Source organism: Bradyrhizobium hereditatis (assembly GCF_020329435.1).
GTDB classification, from domain to species: domain Bacteria; phylum Pseudomonadota; class Alphaproteobacteria; order Rhizobiales; family Xanthobacteraceae; genus Bradyrhizobium; species Bradyrhizobium hereditatis.
This window is the reverse complement of record NZ_JAGKJK010000005.1, coordinates 484,751-503,136: the sequence shown is the minus strand read 5'-3', so window position 1 is coordinate 503,136 and position 18,386 is coordinate 484,751. Positions and strand designations below refer to the sequence as shown.

16 protein-coding genes, 1 tRNA gene and 1 riboswitch are annotated in these 18,386 nt (G+C 62.4%); of the genes, 6 read left to right on the top strand and 11 right to left on the bottom strand.

The features are described 5' to 3' along the window. The first annotated feature begins 138 nt into the window (after positions 1-138). The 3 genes from J6524_RS15140 to J6524_RS15130 are packed head-to-tail and all read left to right on the top strand — an operon-like array spanning position 139 to position 3,194. Entirely contained in the window at positions 139-1,386 is a 1,248-nt protein-coding gene (locus tag J6524_RS15140; protein ID WP_225671757.1) for an OpgC domain-containing protein, read from the top strand. Then, positions 1,383-2,144 carry an SGNH/GDSL hydrolase family protein gene (locus tag J6524_RS15135; RefSeq protein WP_225671755.1) on the top strand — a complete coding sequence of 254 codons (762 nt, stop codon included), beginning with the start codon at positions 1,383-1,385 and terminating at the stop codon, positions 2,142-2,144. The genes J6524_RS15140 and J6524_RS15135 overlap by 4 nt, the downstream gene beginning before the upstream one ends. 12 nt (positions 2,145-2,156) lie before the next feature. Continuing rightward, complete coding sequence (locus tag J6524_RS15130) at positions 2,157-3,194, top strand: SGNH/GDSL hydrolase family protein (protein ID WP_225671754.1); 1,038 nt, start codon at positions 2,157-2,159, stop codon at positions 3,192-3,194. A gap of 170 nt (positions 3,195-3,364) precedes the next feature. On the opposite strand, the gene J6524_RS15125 is transcribed toward J6524_RS15130, so the two are convergent. Further along, entirely contained in the window at positions 3,365-4,558 is a 1,194-nt protein-coding gene (locus J6524_RS15125) for an O-succinylhomoserine sulfhydrylase (RefSeq protein ID WP_225671752.1), read from the bottom strand. 73 nt (positions 4,559-4,631) lie between these two features. Next, positions 4,632-4,711, bottom strand: a riboswitch (SAM riboswitch). A gap of 122 nt (positions 4,712-4,833) precedes the next feature. Between J6524_RS15125 and J6524_RS15120 the strand changes: the two genes are divergently transcribed. Continuing rightward, positions 4,834-5,940, top strand: a complete 1,107-nt coding sequence (locus J6524_RS15120) for a 2'-deoxycytidine 5'-triphosphate deaminase (RefSeq protein ID WP_225671750.1) — start codon at positions 4,834-4,836, stop codon at positions 5,938-5,940. 24 nt (positions 5,941-5,964) lie between these two features. Here J6524_RS15120 and J6524_RS15115 read toward each other — a convergent pair whose 3' ends face one another. The 5 genes from J6524_RS15115 to J6524_RS15095 all read right to left on the bottom strand — a co-directional run bounded on the left by J6524_RS15115 (position 5,965) and on the right by J6524_RS15095 (position 11,462). Beyond that, positions 5,965-6,861, bottom strand: a complete 897-nt coding sequence (locus tag J6524_RS15115) for an alpha/beta hydrolase (RefSeq protein WP_225671748.1) — start codon at positions 6,859-6,861, stop codon at positions 5,965-5,967. Positions 6,862-6,876: 15 nt separating this feature from the next. Continuing rightward, positions 6,877-7,548 (bottom strand): ABC transporter ATP-binding protein, encoded by a 672-nt coding sequence (locus J6524_RS15110; protein ID WP_312002390.1) that lies wholly within the window; start codon positions 7,546-7,548, stop codon positions 6,877-6,879. Positions 7,549-7,607: 59 nt separating this feature from the next. Beyond that, entirely contained in the window at positions 7,608-8,741 is a 1,134-nt protein-coding gene (locus J6524_RS15105) for an ABC transporter permease (protein WP_225671744.1), read from the bottom strand. 11 nt (positions 8,742-8,752) lie between these two features. Continuing rightward, complete coding sequence (locus J6524_RS15100) at positions 8,753-9,973, bottom strand: acyltransferase family protein (RefSeq protein ID WP_225671742.1); 1,221 nt, start codon at positions 9,971-9,973, stop codon at positions 8,753-8,755. 151 nt (positions 9,974-10,124) lie between these two features. Next, positions 10,125-11,462, bottom strand: coding sequence for a PQQ-dependent sugar dehydrogenase (locus tag J6524_RS15095; protein ID WP_225671741.1), 1,338 nt, complete (start codon positions 11,460-11,462; stop codon positions 10,125-10,127). A 231-nt stretch (positions 11,463-11,693) separates the two neighbouring features. On the opposite strand from J6524_RS15095, the gene J6524_RS15090 reads away from it, so the two are divergent. Then, the gene (locus J6524_RS15090; protein ID WP_225671739.1) at positions 11,694-13,136 is read left to right on the top strand and encodes an MATE family efflux transporter; all 1,443 of its coding nucleotides are present in this window, start codon (positions 11,694-11,696) and stop codon (positions 13,134-13,136) included. 22 nt (positions 13,137-13,158) lie between these two features. Here the strand turns inward: J6524_RS15090 and J6524_RS15085 are convergent, their stop codons facing one another. From J6524_RS15085 to J6524_RS15075, 3 genes are all read right to left on the bottom strand, one after another. Beyond that, a complete protein-coding gene (locus tag J6524_RS15085; protein ID WP_225671737.1) occupies positions 13,159-13,560 on the bottom strand; it encodes an SRPBCC family protein in 402 nt (133 codons plus the stop codon). 201 nt (positions 13,561-13,761) lie between these two features. Then, positions 13,762-14,121 carry a VOC family protein gene (locus J6524_RS15080; protein ID WP_225671735.1) on the bottom strand — a complete coding sequence of 120 codons (360 nt, stop codon included), beginning with the start codon at positions 14,119-14,121 and terminating at the stop codon, positions 13,762-13,764. 53 nt (positions 14,122-14,174) lie between these two features. Continuing rightward, the gene (locus tag J6524_RS15075; protein WP_225671734.1) at positions 14,175-15,014 is read right to left on the bottom strand and encodes a helix-turn-helix transcriptional regulator; all 840 of its coding nucleotides are present in this window, start codon (positions 15,012-15,014) and stop codon (positions 14,175-14,177) included. 340 nt (positions 15,015-15,354) lie between these two features. Here J6524_RS15075 and J6524_RS15065 point away from each other — a divergent pair. Continuing rightward, positions 15,355-15,428, top strand: a tRNA-Gly gene (locus J6524_RS15065). A 66-nt stretch (positions 15,429-15,494) separates the two neighbouring features. Here the strand turns inward: J6524_RS15065 and J6524_RS15060 are convergent. Both J6524_RS15060 and lon read right to left on the bottom strand, forming a co-directional pair. Continuing rightward, positions 15,495-15,965: an NUDIX hydrolase gene (locus tag J6524_RS15060; protein WP_225671732.1), complete on the bottom strand. Its 471-nt coding sequence runs from the start codon at positions 15,963-15,965 to the stop codon at positions 15,495-15,497. Between the two features lie 25 nt (positions 15,966-15,990). Continuing rightward, complete coding sequence (lon, locus tag J6524_RS15055) at positions 15,991-18,384, bottom strand: endopeptidase La (protein WP_225671730.1); 2,394 nt, start codon at positions 18,382-18,384, stop codon at positions 15,991-15,993. Positions 18,385-18,386 lie beyond the last annotated feature (2 nt).

Sequence of the window (18,386 nt, the reverse complement as noted above, 5' to 3'; positions counted from 1 at the left end):
CAACACAGTTCCATTCTAAAGCGCTGGCCGCGCGCAGTCCGGCCCGTACCTCCAGTTGGCGTATTTTGTGTGCAAGTTGCGGGCCGATATTATCTTTTCCGGACAGTGCACGCGTAAAAACTCAACCAACGGTGCCCAATGTCGTCCATTGCCGATCCAGTTGCCGGAACGCCTCTCAGCGATGCCAAGGCTAGCGAGGCCAAGGCCGCCGCGTCGGCGATTGCGGTGCCGGTGGCCGGCGAGCGCGAATTGCGGCTCGACCTGTTTCGCGGCATGGCGCTGTGGCTGATCTTCATCGACCATCTGCCGGCCAATATCCTGACCTGGTTCACGATCCGCAATTACGGATTTTCCGACGCCACCGAAATCTTCATCTTCATCTCCGGATACACCGCTGCCTTCGTTTACGGCCGCGCGATGCTGGAAGCCGGTTTCGTGGTGGCGACTGCGCGTATCCTGCGGCGCGTCTGGCAGATCTACGTCGCGCATGTGTTCCTGTTCACAATCTTCCTGGCTGAAATCTCCTACGTCGCGACCCGTTTCGAGAACCCGCTCTACAGCGAAGAAATGGGCATCATGGATTTCCTCAAGCAGCCCGACGTCACCATCGTCCAGGCGCTGCTGCTGCGCTTCCGGCCCGTCAACATGGACGTGCTGCCGCTCTACATCGTGCTGATGCTGTTTCTGCCGCTTATCCTGTGGCTGATGAAATGGCGGGCCGATGTCGCACTGGGCTTGTCGGTGCTATTGTACGCGCTGACCTGGCAGTTCGACTGGTATCTCACGGCCTATCCGAGCGGCTTCTGGATTTTCAACCCGTTTTGCTGGCAGTTACTATTCGTGTTCGGCGCCTGGTGTGCGCTGGGCGGGGCGCAGCGGATGTCCCGCATCCTGTCGTCGCCGGTAACGTTGTGGATTTGCGTTGTCTATCTCGTGTTCGCGTTCTTCGTCACGCTCACCTGGCACATTCCCCAGCTAAGCTTCCTGATGCCAAAGCGGCTCGAACAGTGGATGTATCCGATCACCAAGACGGATCTCGACGTGCTGCGCTTTGCCCATTTCCTGGCGCTGGCCGCGCTCACCGTGCGCTTCCTGCGTAAGGATTGGTCGGGCCTCAAATCGCCCTGGCTGCGACCATTGATCCTCTGCGGCCAGCATTCCCTTGAGATATTCTGCCTCGGCGTCTTCCTGGCCTTTGCAGGGCATTTCGTGCTGGCCGAGGTTGGCGGGGGTGCTCTCACGCACGCCCTGGTCAGCCTTGTCGGAATCCTCATCATGTGGGGCGTGGCGTGGGTGATTTCGTGGTACAAGCATTCGGCCGACAAGGGAGCCTCGAAAACGAAAAGGCCAGTTATCAATGCCGACATGGCGGGAGGGAGCGTATGAGGCCCGGCTCCGGAGCTGTGCTGGCCCTGACGCTGCTCGCGGGTCTTGCAGCCGCTGCTACCGCGCGGGCCCAGGATGCCGCCCCCCAGACCTGTGAGGTTCCGCCCTACCTCCTGTCCACCGAGAGCACGCTTCCGAAGGTCGCCGAGGCCGTCAGGAACGCCCGGCCGCTCACCGTCCTGGTCGTGGGCAGCCGCTCATCGACTATCCTGTCCTCCGAGAACAGCGCCTATCCGGCCAAGCTGCAGGCGGCCTTGAAGGAGAAGCTGCCTTCGATCCCCGTCAACCTCTCCGTCGAACTACAGACCGGCAAGACCGCCGAGGAGGTCGACCACAGCCTCGTTAAGCTGGTGGAAGCAAAAAGGCCTACTTTGGTCATCTGGCAGACCGGAACCGTCGATGCTATGCGATCCGTCGATCCCGACGATTTTCGCGGCGCCATCGATGACGGGGTTGTTGCGCTGCAAAATGCGGGAACCGATGTGGTGCTGGTCAATCTGCAATACAGCCCGCGCACTGAAACCATGATTTCCGCGCCGCCGTACCTAGATAATATGCGCGTAGTGGCGCAGCAGCATGGGGTTCCACTGTTCGACCGCTTTGCCATCATGCGTCACTGGAATGACGCCGGAGATTTCGATCTGTTCAGTACTTTCCACGGCACCGACATGGCCAAACGGGTTCATGCCTGCCTCGGCCGCGCGCTGTCGAAATTCGTGCTCGATGCGGCCCGCCTCGACCAGGCGCAGCAGAACTAGGAACTAGCGTTAATGAGTTCTCACTACCCTTTTCGTTTGTCGACATTGCTGGCCGTCGCCGCCGCAGCGCTGGCGCTGTTGACGCCGGTCTTGCCGCTGCGTGCCCAGACGGTTCCGCAACAGAGCGGTCAACACGCCGCGCTGTCCGACCACGCCAAATCTGAAAATAAGCCTGAACTCAATACCGAACAGAAGCCTTCGGCTGAGAGTACCTCGCCGCAGGCCGCGCCATCGGCCAACGCCGGTCCGACCGGGCAGAAGGGTGTCACCGGCAAGGCGATCGAAAAGGTGAAGGAGGTCGCCAAATCTGCGGGCGACATCTTCAGTCGCGTTCCCTGCCTGCCGCCCAAGGGCGGCTCGAAATCAATGGGCTCGCTGCCGCGCGTGGCGAGCAGGCTGGTTGCGGGGCAGCCGGTGGTGATCGTTGCGTTCGGATCGTCCTCGACGCAAGGCTACGGCTCCAGCTCCCCGGAATTCACCTATCCCAACCGTCTCGCCGCGCAATTGCGCCGGCAATATCCGACCGCCGACATCACGGTGATCAATGCCGGCATTGGCGGCGAGGACGCGCCGGAAATGATGAAGCGGCTGAAGACGACGGTGATCGATCTGCATCCGGATCTGGTGATCTGGCAGGTCGGCACCAACGCCGTGCTGCGCAACCTTGATCCGAACGAGACGGCAAAGCTCGTCGAGGAAGGCATCACGCGTATTCAGGCCGCGGGCTCCGACGTCGTGCTGATCGATCCGCAATATTCGCCGCGGGTCAACGAGCACGCCGAAAGCGCCGGCAAGATGATGAAGCTGCTCAACAAGGTCGCCGAGCTGCGCAAGGTCGGCATCTTCCCGCGTTTCGCTGTGATGAAAGACTGGCACGAGCGGCAGGCGATCCCGATCGAGAATTTCGTGATCTCCGACGGCCTGCACATGAGCGACTGGGGCTACGCCTGCTTCGCGCAACTGCTCGGCGACGACATCATCAAATCGGTCGGCCAGATCAAGCTCGGCGTCAACGTGCCCGCCGACGTGCGGACATATCGGCCGATGTAGCCGGGCGCAATCTACGCCGTCGTCCCTGCGAAAGCAGGGACCCATACGCCGCGGCTGGACTGATGAGAGGCGGTGGTTGACGCCTTGCTTAACTCATGACGCCCTGTGGTTATGGGTCCCTGCGTTCGCAGGGACGACACCTGATGTATGACTACGTGCGTAGCGTCACCTCACGCCTTCTCCAGCGCCTGCGCAAAATCCTCGATCAGATCATCCGCATGTTCGAGCCCCGCCGAGAAACGGATGAATCCTTCGCTGATGCCGAGCTCGGCGCGCGCTTCCGGCGTCAGGCGCTGATGCGTCGTCGTCGCGGGATGCGTGACGAGGCTCTTGGCGTCGCCGAGATTGTTGGAGATGCGCGCGATCTGCAGCGCATTGAGGCAGCGGAACGCGGCCGCCTTGCCGCCCTTGACCTCGAAGCCGATCAGGGTCGAGCCGCCGCGCAACTGCTTTCTCACCAGCGCGGCCTGCGGATGATCGGCGCGGCCCGGATAGATCAGTCGCGAGATCTTCGGATGCGAGGCGAGCGCGTCCGCCACCTTGGCGGCCGTCTCGGTCTGCGCGCGCACGCGCACGCCCAGCGTCTCCAATCCCTTGAGCAGAGCCCAGGCGTTGAACGGCGAGAGCGAGGGACCGGTCTGGCGCATGAAATTGTGGATGTGCTCGGCGATGAAGGCTTCCGACGACAGGATGATGCCGCCGAGGCAGCGACCCTGGCCGTCGATATGCTTGGTCGCGGAATAGACCACCACGTCAGCGCCAAGCGACAGCGGACTCTGCCAGATCGGCGTGGCGAAGACGTTGTCGACGATCAACCGTGCGCCGCCCTTGTGCGCGATCTCGGCAATTGCCGGGATATCGAGGACGTCGAGCGTCGGATTGGTCGGGCTCTCCAGGAAAAACGACTTGGTGTTCGGTCGCAATGCGCGCCGCCACTGATCGAGATCAAGACCGTCGACCAGCGTCGTCTCGATACCGTAGCGCGGCAACAGCTCCTGCACGACGTAAAGGCACGAGCCGAACAGGGCTTTCGAAGCAACCACGTGGTCGCCAGCCCGAAGCGGTGCGAGGATCGCGGTCGTTACGGCGGCCATGCCTGTCGCGGTCGAGCGCGCGGCTTCGGCGCCCTCAAGCTCGATCATCCGGCGCTCGAACATCGCAATCGTCGGATTAGAATAGCGCGAATAGATAAAGCCGGGGTCCTCACCCTTGAAACGCGCCTCGCACTGCTCCGCGCTGTCGTAGACGTAGCCTTGGGTGAGAAACAGCGCTTCCGAAGTCTCGCCGAATTGCGAGCGCAGGGTGCCGCCATGGACCAGGCGGGTTTCGGGACGGTAGCGGGCGGCAAACCTAGATTCAGACATGTGACCTCCGACGTGACCACCATGGAAAATGGCCACAAAAAAACCGGCCTGGAAGCGTTTCCACAGGCCGGGATCACACATGTCCCCGGCCTGTTTAGCGATTTATTTAACGTGGCTGCAAGCCGGCCGGCTCAAATCACCACGGGATAAGTCATGCTGATATTCGCTTGCGCCCTTTCAGTCAAGGCGGCCATCGGATAACCCGTAAAAGCCCATATTTATGAGGTCTGGATGCCATTTGGATATCCGGAAGGGCCACCTCAGAGGATCGCGCCGTGCCGTTCACGCTCCCGCCCGACGCCAATGGAATTCTGCCCGACCGCATGATTGCGGCGATGGCGGATGCCGGCCTGATCCTGCCCGAATATCCCTTTGTCGAAAGCCAGATCCAGCCGGCAAGCCTCGATTTGCGGCTGGGCGATATTGCCTATCGCGTGCGCGCGAGCTTCCTGCCCGGGCCGGACGCCACCGTCGCCGAACGGATCGATGAGTTGAAGCTGCACGAGATCGACCTCTCGGACGGTGCGGTGCTGGAGACCAACTGCGTCTACATCGTGCCGCTCTTGGAGAGCCTCGCGCTGCCGCCGGAGATCGTCGCTGCTGCCAATCCGAAAAGCTCCACCGGTCGGCTCGATGTTTTCACCCGCGTGATTGCCGACAGCACGCGCCGCTTCGACATGATCGGCGCCGGTTATCACGGCCCGCTCTATGCCGAGATCAGCCCGAAGACGTTTCCCGTGCTGCTGCGCGAGGGCTCCAAGCTTTCCCAGGTGCGCTTCCGCACCGGGGACGCCATCCTCAACGCGGACGAGCTCGACGCGCTGCATGGCGCCGAGCGGCTGGTCGATATCGACGATGCCGATCTCGCCAATGGCGTCGCGCTGTCGGTCGATCTGTCCGGGCAGAACACCGGCGGCTTTGTCGGCTACCGCGCCAAGCGTCATACCGGCGTCGTCGATGTCGACCGCCGCGGCGGTTATGCCGTCGACGAATTCTGGGAGCCGATCCCGGCGCGACCCGACGCCAGCCTCATTCTCGATCCCGGCGAGTTCTACATCCTGGCTTCGAAAGAGGCCGTGCAGGTGCCGCCGGACTATGCCGCCGAAATGGTGCCGTTCGATCCGCTGGTCGGCGAATTCCGCGTGCACTATGCGGGATTTTTTGATCCCGGCTTCGGCTATGCCGGCGCCGGCGGCAAGGGGGCGCGCGCCGTGCTCGAAGTGCGCTCGCGCGAGGTGCCGTTCATCCTCGAGCACGGCCAGATCGTCGGCCGCCTGGTCTATGAGAAGATGCTGTCGCGGCCCGATGCGATGTACGGCCAGCGCATCGGCTCGAATTACCAGGCGCAGGGCCTGAAGCTCAGCAAGCATTTCCGGGTGTGACCGCCAGCGCAGCCACGCTTCGCCTCAGCGCTGCACCTCGGAGACAAACGATCCAATCTGCGCAATCGCCCGATGCGCCTCGGGCAGCACAGGCACGAACAATTGCCAGGCATGTGGCATGCGGTGCCAGACCTCCAATCTGCTGCGGGCATTATGTAACCGCAACTTCTCTGTCATGCGGACGGCGTCGTCCCGCAGAATTTCATCGCTGCCGACCTGGATGAGGACCGGCGGCAACCCGACGGTGTCGCCGTACAGCGGCGAAGCGTAGGGCAGACGCGGATCGGCTGCTCCAAGATAGATCCTCGCCAGTTCGGGAAGATCCTCGACATTCAACATCGGATCGGCCTTGGCATTCACTTGCAAGGAGGGACCGGTCAGGGCCAGATCAGTCCACGGTGACAGGGCGATCGCAGCCGCAGGAAGGGCTTTGCCCGCGTCACGAAGCTTCAACAGCAAGCACAGCGCCAGGCCTCCTCCGGCGGAATCTCCTGCTACAAACAGCTGAGTGATGTCGGGCGTGTGATCGGCAAGCCAATCATAGGCTTCGACGGCATCCTCAAGGGCAGCCGGAAAAGCGTGTTCGGGAGCCAGGCGGTATTCAAGCGCCCAGACGCGGGCTCGCAGCGCGTCCGCAATCCGCCAGAGGAAATGCCGATAATAGATTGGTGCACCGGAAACGTAGGCTCCGCCGTGCAGATAAAGCACGTTGCGCTCCGGCCAAGACGCATCGGTGGTAACGCGATGTAGCGTCAATCGGCCGGCCTTGATCATGACCGTTTGGCTGCGGGCAGGCGGGCGCGGCACAAACCGCTCCATCGCGCGCATGCTCTTCCGCCATTCCTCGATATTGAAAGGTCCACTGCGGCGCTTAAGCAACGTGCGAATACCGAGACGCAGGAGTTCGGCGCGCAGGCTCATGGCTGGTCCGTGGACTCAAGCCCCGAAGGGCGCGGTCCTTGGCATGCGCGGCCGGTCGGTTTTGCCCCACCGATCTTCCACAATGAGGCCGTCCTCGATCTCGACGATGCGATCGCCGAATGGAACGACGCGGGGATCGTGAGTGACGACAAGGACCGCTCGATCGTGCTCATGTGCAGTATCGGCAAGAATGCGCATGATGCTCTGACCGTTTTTTCCATCGAGGGCTGAGGTCGGTTCATCCGCGAGAACAACCGAGGGGTTTGCGACGAGGGCGCGCGCTATGGCGACCCTCTGCTGCTCACCGCCGCTGAGCCCGCCCGGCAAGACATCCGCCTTCTGTTCAAGCCCAACCATCTCAAGTGCCGCTCGAGACTTTTTTGCGGCGCGGGCGCCACGCTCGTGACGGATGTCCAGGGCCAACTGCACATTTTGGGCGGCCGTCATGGTTGGGAACAGATGATAAGACTGGAACACGAACCCAACATGCTCGCGCCGGATCTTGGCGAGCTTTTCCCTGTCGGCATTGGACGTCGACGTGCCGCATACGGTGACGCTGCCTGAGGTAGGCGTCAGCATGCAGCCGAGGACCAGCAGCAGGGTGGTCTTGCCGCTTCCAGACGGGCCCATCAGCAACGTCAACTCGCCACGCCGCAGCGAGAGATCGACGCCGCGCAACGCTCGCACCTCCCCGGCGCCCCTGCCCAACGTCTTCTCGACCGATTTGGCTTCGATTACGTAGTTGCTCATCGCATGAACACCGTGGCTGGATCGATACGAACGACACGGATGATCGCTCCGATGCCTGACGCTACGCACATCACCACCGTCAGGACGAACAGCGCCGCCATCAGCCATGGCGTGATGACGATCGGCAATGCGCTTTTTGCGGTCATCTGAACGACGATCGAGCCGATGCCGGCGGCGATGCAGAACCCGATGACTGCGTTGAGCAGGGCCTGATAAATGATCACGCTGTAGATATAGGCGTTCGAAGAACCCATCGCGCGCAATGTGGCGAATTCAGTTAAATGATCTTTGGTGCTGGAGTAGAGAGTCTGCGCGACAATCACTGTACCGACGATAACCCCGAGCAATGCACCCGCAAACAGAGCTGCGCCGGCGCCCGTTCCGAACAGCCAGAATGACCGGCTTCGCTTGCGGAATTCGTCGGCGGTGAGAACCTCCGCGTCGCCGACCTCGGCACGGACGGCGCTGAGAGCCTTCTCGGGATCGGCATCGCTCTTCAGCTGAACCAGAATGCTGCTCGCGCGATCACGCGGCGTTCCGGTGTAGTTGCGAGCGTTCTTCATGTCCACGAACACGTAAGGCGTCGTGGCGAACGATCTGATTCCGTCGGTCACGGCGGTCACCCGCACCTTACGGCCGCGGACTTCTGCCGTCGAACCGACGCCGCTGACGCCCAATCTTTCGAAATAGGAACGATCGACCGCGACGTTACCGCCTTGTTGCAAGGTCTGTGCGTTACCCTCGACGATGTTCCAGGGTTGCAGACCGCTGTCGCGCTGATCGGCTCCGACGATGAAGACCGGCGTCACTTCGCCCCTTTCCATTCGCCAGTCCGAGAAGCCGATGACCAGCGGCACTGCCGAATTAATGCCTTCGAGAGAGGCGACGCGGTCGCGCACCTTGACGTCGATGAGCGAAGGGTCCTCGAAGCATTTGGCGCCCTTGGGCAATATCCAAAGGTCCGCCGGGGCGTGGTCGATCATGGTCGTGACCATTCGACCGAATCCGAGGAACAGGCCCATCTGTATCATCACTAGGACAACCGAGAAGACGATTCCGATGAGGGTCGCGACGAAGCGCAGGCGATCGTGGAAGAGGTTACGGGACGCAAGCGTCAATGTCAGTGACATGTCGACATCCCTTACCGCGGTTGATTGACCATGGTTCTATCGCCCCGCTGCTCCGAATGATGGACGACGATCGTCTTAAGTCCCGCGCTCATGACCAGACTTGCGGCCAAACTCAGCGTAAGCCCGCCGGCAAACACGATGGCCGCTTTGCCGATGGCATTGATGTCAACATCGAGCAGCGCGTATTGCAGCCACACGACGACGGTGTAGTGCAGCAGATAGATTCGGTAGGCGTTGCTTGAGAGGCTATCGAGCAAGCGGTGGCGCGATTGCAATAGCCGGAGGCAGATCGCAAGCAGGCACAGCATGGCGGCCGCGGATGCGACTGGAAACGCGAGCGCCGCAGCGACGCGGTAGGCGAACTCGCTTGCCTGCCAGTCCGGCATGGTCAGCGATGTCAGCCCACCCCAGGCGGACATGCTCGCGACGGCGGCCGCAAGCCAGAGCGGCCAATGGCGGGCCAACGGACCGTCGGAACGAAGGATGACGTGATCAAGGCCACGGCTGCCAATCGCAAAACCCGCAAGGAAATAGACGAAATAGTGCAACGGCCGGCTGAGCTGAAACGAAAATGGTCCGAGAAAAGTCCATTCCCACGGCGTGAAAGCCATTGCCAGCGGCACATAGGCGAGCGCGGAAGCAGCTGAAAGTCCGATGAAGAACATCAGCGGGTTGGCAGCAAAGCGCGCAACGAAATCACTTGACGTCCTGAGCCAATGCGGGGCGAGCGCGTGGAGAGCAGCCGCAAGAGCGCCCAGGACAAAGACCTGCCACAGGAACCACTGTGGGCCCGCAGGCCACATCGGCAGCGCGAGCCAATGTTGCCAAAACGCTGTCGCGGAGGGATCGGTCGCAGTCAGGCGGTAGGAAGCAAAATAGGCGAGGGGACTGAGAAAGGCGACTGCAAGAAAGAACGGCAAGCCGATCCGCCACCAGCGCTCCGTCAGGTAGGCGACAATTCCCTTCCGGCCCAGACTGGACGGCGTGAACAGCCCCGCGAGGAAAAACATCAGCGACATCAGGCTGACGTCCTGCCAGGCGCAAAACAGGTCGAATCCGAACCAGCGCTCGTGGTCGAGAATGGGAAATGCGATCCAGCGATAGGGCGGTGCGTCGAACGGAAATGGATTGGCAGGTTGCGACGCGAGATACGGCAGCACGGAGTGAAACGCGACCACGATGATGATGGTGACCGCGCGCAAGTTGCTGAGGGGCACGTTGACCTGTGACACGGCAATTCGTCCACGCTGCAGCCGCACCGACTAGGGAACCGTCGGAGGACAACGTGGCAGAGGGATGCTCGTTCCCGCTAGCGGGCGGAACTAGGCGCGCGATCATGTTGCAGGTTCGCCTCGCTTGACCAGGCTGGGGTACCGCGTGCCACTACCGCGATGCGGATTTCGCCGCCGGCGTTACCCGCCACACGGTATTGCCGACGTCGTCGGCGACGAGCAACGCACCCTGCTTGTCGAGTCGCACGCCGACCGGGCGGCCCTGCGCTTCGCCACTGTTGTTGAGGAAGCCGGTCAGCACGTCCTGCGGCCCGCCCGATGGCTTGCCGTCCTTGAAGGGCACGAAGATCACCTTGTAGCCCGAGCGCGGCCTGCGATTCCACGAGCCGTGCTGGCCGATGAAGGCGCCGCCTTCCATTTCCTGCGGAAACAGGTTGCCGGTGTTGAAGGCAAGTCCGAGCGCAGCCGTGTGCGCGCCGAGCGCGTAGTCTGGGGCCATCGCCTTCTGCACCATATCGGGCCGCCGCGGCTCCACGCGGGTGTCCACATGATCGCCGAAATAGCTGTAGGGCCAGCCATAGAACGCGCCGTCCTTCACTGACGTCATGTAGTCGGGGACGAGATCGTTGCCGAGCTCATCGCGCTCGTTGACGACGACCCAAAGCTCGCCAGTCTTCGGATTGAAGGCCGGACCGTTCGGATTGCGCAGGCCCGATGCGAACACGCGCCACTCCCCGCTGGCGCGGTCGACCTCCAGCACCGCGGCGCGATTCTTCTCGGCCTCGATGCCGTTTTCCGCGACATTGCTGTTGGAGCCGACGGTCGCATAGAGCTTGGTGCCGTCAGGGCTCGCGGTGAGGTCCTTGGTCCAATGATGATTGAGCGTGCCGGCCGGCAAGTCTGCCAGCTTCACACCTGATACGCTGATCTTGGTATCGCCCTCACGATAGGGGAATTTCATGATCGCATCGGTATTGGCTACATAAAAGTCTTCGCCAACCAGTGCCATGCCGAACGGCGAATTCAGGTTGCTCAGGAAGACGCTCCGGAATTCCGCGACGCCGTCGCCGTCGGCATCGCGCAATAGTGTGATGCGGTTGGCGCTCGGCACGCCGGCGCCGGCCCAGTTCTGCGCCTGCTTGTAGATAAAGCCCTTGATACCCTTGATGCCGTCCTGCTTCGGCGGCGCGTTGCTCTCAGCGACCAGCACGTCGCCGTTGGGCAGCGTGTAGACGGTGCGGGGATGATCGAGCCCGGTTGCGAAGGCGGCAACCGTCATGCCGCTAGCCGCCGTCGGCTTGGCGCCTTCAGGCCAGCGGTTGACCGAGGCGATATCCACCGTCGGGATCCACGAATGTTCCGGCGGCGGCAGAGAAGGCGACGGGCCATAGCTTTGCGCCACGGTTGCGGTGTCGTTGGGATCGCTGCAGGCGGCAAGCGGCAGCGCCAGTGCGCCGACGCCAACGGCCAGGAGGATGTGCTTGCGCATGGCCGGTTCCTCAGGGGGCTCGCCGTTACAATGCAGCGCGCGGCCGAACGTTCGGGTGGGGAGCATGAAATCCCCGTGAAATGGCACGCCCGGTCCGGTTGCATTGGCCTGGCAACGGCCGCCGCCTGCAATCCCGCAGGCCCCCATTGCAAACCGCGCACGCGGAATCACCCCCTGCCATGCTAGGAAACAGCGCGCCGTGGCACCCAAGTCCGCGCGCGGGGAGCAGAAATGTCCGACCTCGGCGTCGCCGAAATTCCTGTAGACCAGAAGGAACGTCCGCTTCCGCCGCCGGCAGCGCCGGCGAAGAACGCGCTGCTGGACGGGCCGATCCTGCGCACGCTCCTGTGGCTGGCCTGGCCAAACGTGATCGCGCTGACCGCGGGCACCTGCGTGGTGATCGCCGAAACCTCCTATATCGGCCGGCTCGGTGTCGAGCCGCTGGCAGCGATGGCGCTGGTATTCCCGACCGTGATCCTGACCATGACCATGTCGGGCGGCGCGATGGGCGGCGGCGTGGCCTCGGCGATCGCCCGCGCGCTCGGCGCCGGCGATATCGATCGCGCATCGACACTGGCGTCTCATGCACTGCTGATCGGCCTCTGCTTCGGGCTGGTATTCATGATGGGCATGCTGATCTTCGGCCCCGCGCTGCTGGAGCTGCTTGGTGGACGGGGCAACGTCCTCGCGCAGGCGATCGCCTACACGCAGATCTTTTTCGGCGGCGCCGTCGTGCCGTGGCTGATGAATACGATGTCCGGCATCTTGCGCGGCACCGGCAACATGAAGCTGCCGTCGCTATTGATGCTCTCGTCGTCGGCTTGCCAGATCATCCTTGGCTGCGCGTTGGGTCTCGGCCTCGGCCCGATCCCGCAGTTCGGCATGCGCGGCGTCGCGGCCGGCTCGCTGATCGCCTACCTGATCAGTATCTCCGTCATGTCATGGTATCTGTTCTCGAGCCGCGCACGCATCATCCCCAAGGTCCGCGGCCTTCGCATCCGATGGGCGATGTTCATCGACATCCTGAAGGTTGGCGCGATCGCCTGCTTCTCGCCGCTGCAATCAGTGCTCACGATCAGCATCTTCACCCACATGCTGGCGAGCTTCGGCACCGAAATCCTCGCCGGTTACGGCATCGGCGCGCGGCTTGAATTCATGTTGACGTCGATTGCATTCGCCGTTGGCATCGCCTGCGTGCCGATGGTCGGCATGGCGGTTGGTGCGCAGCGCATCGCACGTGCCCGCAAGATCGCTTGGACCGCAGGGCTCGTCGCTTTCGTTGCGGTCGGCGCGGTCGCGATTCCCATCGCCGTCTTCCCCGATATCTGGGTCAACCTCTTCACAGATGATGCGGGCGTGCGAGCCGCGAGCCGGCAATATCTGTCGACGGCGGCACCGATGTACGCCTTCCTCGGGCTTGCCACGACATCCTATTTTTCATCACAGGGCGCGGCGAAGGTGATCGGCCCCGTGCTGGCGCAGACTGCGCGGCTGGTGTTCATCGGCGCCGGCGGCTGGTGGCTGTTGACGCACGGTGCGAGCGCGCAGAGCTTTTTCGTGCTGGCGGCGGCATCGATGGTGCTGCTCGGGGTATTGTCCTGCGCCAGCGTGATCCTGACCCGCTGGGGACCGAAGCCGCAGCCTGCGCCGGAGGTGAGGCCGGCGCTTTCATGATGGCTGTCGTTCCGTCAACCCGTCAGGCGGCGTTGCGTCCGAATGCCTTCTGCATCGCCGCGAGGCCGAGATCCATCTGCCCAGCCATGTAGGGGGCGATCTCGTTCGGCAGCACGTCGGCGATCCAGACGAAGCGGGTGCGACCGTCGCCCTCGGCAAAAACCTGCGCGGAAGCGCTGTGCTGCCTGATGCGCTCGCTGACGATGGCATAGACCAGCCGCCGCCGCGTCTCGTCGCAATCGACCAGAATTTCGCGGGCCACCGTGCCGTTCGAAAACGTGACAATGCGCGCATCGCCATCGAGCTTGGTGTCGGTCACGAAGCCCGGCACCAGCCGCGTATGCAGCGCGCCGAAATCGCGCAGCGCGTCCCAGACGAGGTCAGGGTTCGCGTCGATGATGATCTCTTTGTGAATGGAAGCCATGGTGCTGAGTCCTTTTGAAAGAGCTGGATGTTCAGCCGTCATTGCGAGCCAACGGGTCGCGCGAATGCGCGCCCGATGACAGGCTCTGCGAAGCAATCCATCTCGCCACGTGCGGAGGCATGATTGCTTTGTCACTTCGCTCCCTTGCGCAAAGCTTCGCGTTTGTCGCAGGCAATGACGGGCAGAGAGCGACACGTCACATCACGTACAAACCGCCTCGACGTTGTTGCCGTCGGGATCAATCAGGAACGCAGCGTAGTAGGTCGGGCTGTAGTCCGCGCGCAGACCCGCGCCGCCATTGTCGCGCCCGCCAGCCTTCAGGCCTGCGGCATGGAATTTTTCGATCGCGGCGTGGTCCTTGGCGCGGAACGCGACATGCGCGCCGGTGCCGGCCTTGCCCTTGTGCAAATGCAGCCAGAGCGCAGGCGCGCCCTTCGGGCCGAAGCCCGCGCCGGAATCGTCGCGCGAGCACAGCTCGAACCCGAGCGGCGCGAGCGCCGCCGTATAGAAGCGCACGCTGGCGTCGAGGTCGGCGACGCGCAATCCGATGTGGTCGTACATGATGTTCTCCAGTCAAAAGCGCCGCGAATTTGCGCGGCCTGGAGAAAACCTAGCTAGTGGAGGGCGAGCCGTTCTTGGAAAATATTGCGCCTCCCGCGCGAGGCCTGGCGGAATTTCAGCGGCGACGCGCCGGCGGCGCGATGGAAGGTGCGCACGAAATTGGAAAGGTCGGCAAAGCCGACGTCATAGGCGATATCGGTGATCGGACTGTCATCTTCGGCGAGACGCCGCGCGGCATGGCGCAGCCTCGAGCGCACCAGATATTGATGCGGGGTGACGCCGAGTGCCCGCGAGAACAGACGCAGGAAATGGAACGGGCTGATCCCGGCCTCCGCGGCGGCATCTTCCAGATTGATCGGCTTATGCGAGTTGGCATCGATCCACAGCGCAGTTTCCACCGCGCGGCGGCGGTCGCGCGCGGCGTCAGGACCGGATTTACGCGGCTTGCCGGAAACCAGCTCGACAAAGCGGCTCGCCATCACCTGACCGATCTCGTCGAGGCCGATGTCGCTGCTGCCATCTGCTGCCGATTGCGCCAGCTCGCCGAGTATGACGAGCTCCGGCAGCGGCGGCGCGGAGCCGATCTGCCAGGGCGCCTTGCTGTCGCCGATCGTCTCGACCAGTTCGGGGGCGAGGAAGAACGACAGGCATTCGTCGCCGCAGACGTGCTCATGGGTACAGGTATATTCGTCGCCGGGATGGCCGATCAGCACTGATCCAACCACCAGTTCGCTGCATTTGCCGCGGCTGCGCAGGCCGAAACTGCCCTTGCGCACATAGGAGATCGAGTGGCCGCCATGCTGTTCCGCGAACGGCTTGTCGCCCGGTCCCGCGGTGCAGCGAAAGTCGAAGACGGATACGGATTTGCGTTCAAGCAGCGTGGTTGCGATCATCCCGCCTAGTTAAGGATGCGCGCAGGGCGGCGCAACCGGCAGCAGCACATCGATCAGCGTCCTGCCCGGCATCCGGCTGGCGCTCTCGATGGAGAGCAGACGCCGCTTGGAGATCGCCCCGCCATGCGGCGAGATCTTGTCGGCACCGGCCCGAAAAGGCGCAACTGGAATTTTGCAGGAAGTTAACAGCGACGTTGCGCGGCCAACGGAACAGCTTGGCGAATGGCGCGCAGTCGGCTAATCATGACAAGCATGATCCGGAAAGTGGTCGCCGGTTTTCCCTCGCGACAAACGCAGTTGCGTTTGCGCGGAGATCGTGCTCGATAGAAAGAGCGACCCCGCGGGCGTAGTTCAATGGTAGAACGGCAGCTTCCCAAGCTGCATACGAGGGTTCGATTCCCTTCGCCCGCTCCAAGCAATTTGCCGGAACATGGGAAGGCAGTTCGCAGACCTCCAAAGTCCGAGGTCCGTAAGAACGGATCATCTTTCCGAGACTTCTTCGCAAAGCCGCTCAAGCCGATCGAGGAACGGCTGCTGGCCTGCAAGGATCTTCTCTTTGGCGATGGGCAGGGTGAACCAAGCCGCCCGGTCAACCTCTGGGAAGTTAATTGTCCGCCCGCTTCGAGGAGGCCATTCCATCGAAACCTCGTTGCACCTGATGCAGCTGGTATCAAGCTCGCCTTCAAGCGCATAGCCCCAAACGGTCTTGCCGCCACGCTGGCGCACCTGGCCAAGCGACTGCAAAGAGCCTGAGACTTCGATGCCGAGCTCTTCCGCGAATTCGCGCCGTGCGGCGACTTCCGGGTCCTCCTTGCCGTCCAATTCTCCCTTCGGGATCGACCATGCGCCCAAATCGCGCGAGCGCCAAAAAGGGCCTCCCGGATGAACCAGGAGGACCTCGAGAGCGATTTTCTGGCGGTACATCAGGATGCCAGCACTGGTTGCCGCCATCAGACCTGACCTGCGATGATCCCAATCATTCCGCAGCGGCCGTCGCTGCCTGACTCTTTGCCTCCAGCACTGCCGCGATCGCATCATCGACCCGCTCGAGCCAGATGAATTCCAGTTTCGAGCGGGCGCTCGGTGGGATGTCGTCGAAGTCGCGGCGGTTCCTGGCCGGCAGCATCACGCGCGCGAGGCCTGCAGCGGCTGCGGCGACGACTTTTTCCTTGATACCGCCAACAGGCAGCACCAGGCCGCGCAACGAAATCTCACCGGTCATCGCCGTATCGCTCCGTACCGTGCGATTGGTCAGCAGGGAGGCAAGCGCGGTAAACATTGCAACGCCTGCACTTGGCCCGTCTTTCGGTGTTGCGCCGGCGGGGACATGAACGTGAATGTCGTTCTGTCCAAACAGTGTAGGGTCGATGCCAAGCTCGGATGCGCGATTCTTGACCAGGGTCAGAGCTGCCTGCGCGCTTTCGCGCATGACCTCGCCGAGTTGGCCGGTCAGGATCAGCCTTCCCTTGCCAGGCACTCGGGAGGCCTCGATAAAGAGAATATCGCCTCCGACCGGCGTCCACGCCAATCCGGTCGCGACTCCGGGAATGCTGGTACGCATGGCGATCTCGTTTTCGAACCGCGGCGGGCCCAGAATGGTCGCGATATCCTTCGACGAGAGACGAACCCGGTCGGTGCTTCCTTCGGCGATCTGCACCGCCACATTGCGAAGGGCCTTGCCGATCTCCCGCTCCAGATTGCGAACGCCGGCCTCCCTAGTATAGCTGCGGATGATAAGTCTCAGCGCATCCGGATCGATCTCGGCCTGCTCGGCCTTGAGCCCGTTGGCTTCCATCTGGCGGCGGACCAGGTAGCGCCGCGCGATCTCGAGCTTCTCGTCTTCCGTGTAGCCGGCGAGACTGATGACCTCCATCCGGTCCAGAAGCGGACCGGGAATGGTATCGAGCATGTTGGCGGTGGTCAGAAAAACCACATGCGAAAGGTCAAAGGGAACGCCGAGATAATTGTCGCGGAATGTCGCATTCTGCTCGGGATCGAGTACTTCGAGCATGGCAGCCGAGGGATCACCCTGGATTCCACGGCCCATCTTGTCGATCTCATCCAGCATCATCACGCAATTGCGAGCGCCCGCCTTCTTGATGCCCTGAATGATGTTGCCGGGCAATGCGCCGATATAGGTGCGGCGGTGGCCGCGGATTTCAGCCTCGTCGTGAACGCCGCCGAGGCTGACGCGCACGAAAGGACGCGCCATCGCACGTGCTATGGATTGGCCCAATGAAGTCTTGCCGACGCCGGGCGGACCGACGAAGCACAGGATCGGCGCCTTGCCGCCGGGTGCCAGCTTCCTTACCGCGAGAAACTCGATGATCCGGCTCTTGATCTTTTCCAGGCCGTAGTGATCCTCATCGAGAATTCGTCTTGCCTCGCTGATGTCGATCGGCTTCTGCTCGGGCAGGCTCCACGGCAATTCGATTAACCAGTCGAGATAGCTTCGTACCATCCCGGCTTCGGCGGCCCCGTCGGGCATCCGCTCGTAGCGGCGAAGCTCTTTCCGCGCCTGGCTTTCAGCTTCGGCTGGCATGTTGGCTTTGGCGATCGCCTCACTCAGCTCGGCTACCTCCTGCGCTTTTCCCTCGCCCTCGCCGAGTTGGCGCTGAATCGTCGCCATCTGCTCGCGCAAGATCGCTTCTCTCTGACGCTGATCGAAAGTGGCCTTGGTCTGCTGGCCGATCTCGTTGCTCAGCCGAAGCACTTCGATGCGTTCGGCCAAATGACGTGAGACCTTCTCCATGCGAAGAGAGAGATCGATCGTCTCCAGAATTTCCTGCTTCTCCTGCGGCTTGATATCCATGTATGAAGTCGCAAGATCGGCAAGCGTCGACGGCGAGGTGGTGCCTTGCAGCACGGCGATCAATTCCTGAGGCGCCTGCGGCAACAGCTGCGCGGCTTCGATAGCCTGGCGCTGCAGATTGAGGAAACGAGCTTCAATCTCGGGTGAGCTGGTGGCCGGCTCCGGGATGTGCAGAACGCGTGCTACCAGATAGGGGGTGCCCGGCAGGAAATCGAGCACGCGCATGCGTTGTATGCCCTGGCAGACGATATGGTGGCTCTCGTCCGGTCCCGTGATGTAACGGACGATATTGGCGATCGTGCCTACCCGGTGCAGATCGTCAGGGCCCGGATCACCCAATTCCGGATCGCGCTGAAGCAGGATTCCGATCTGCCGCTGTTCGCGCACAGCTTGCTGCGCAGCTGCGATCGATGTTGGACGCCCTATCGTGATGGGGAATACCACTCCGGGAAACAGCACTGTGTTACGCACGGGTACGATGATCAGCGCGTCACTTGGAATAGCGAATGCCTGATCGGACGACCGATTGGGGCGGGACGCTCCGTTGTTCTGAGACATGG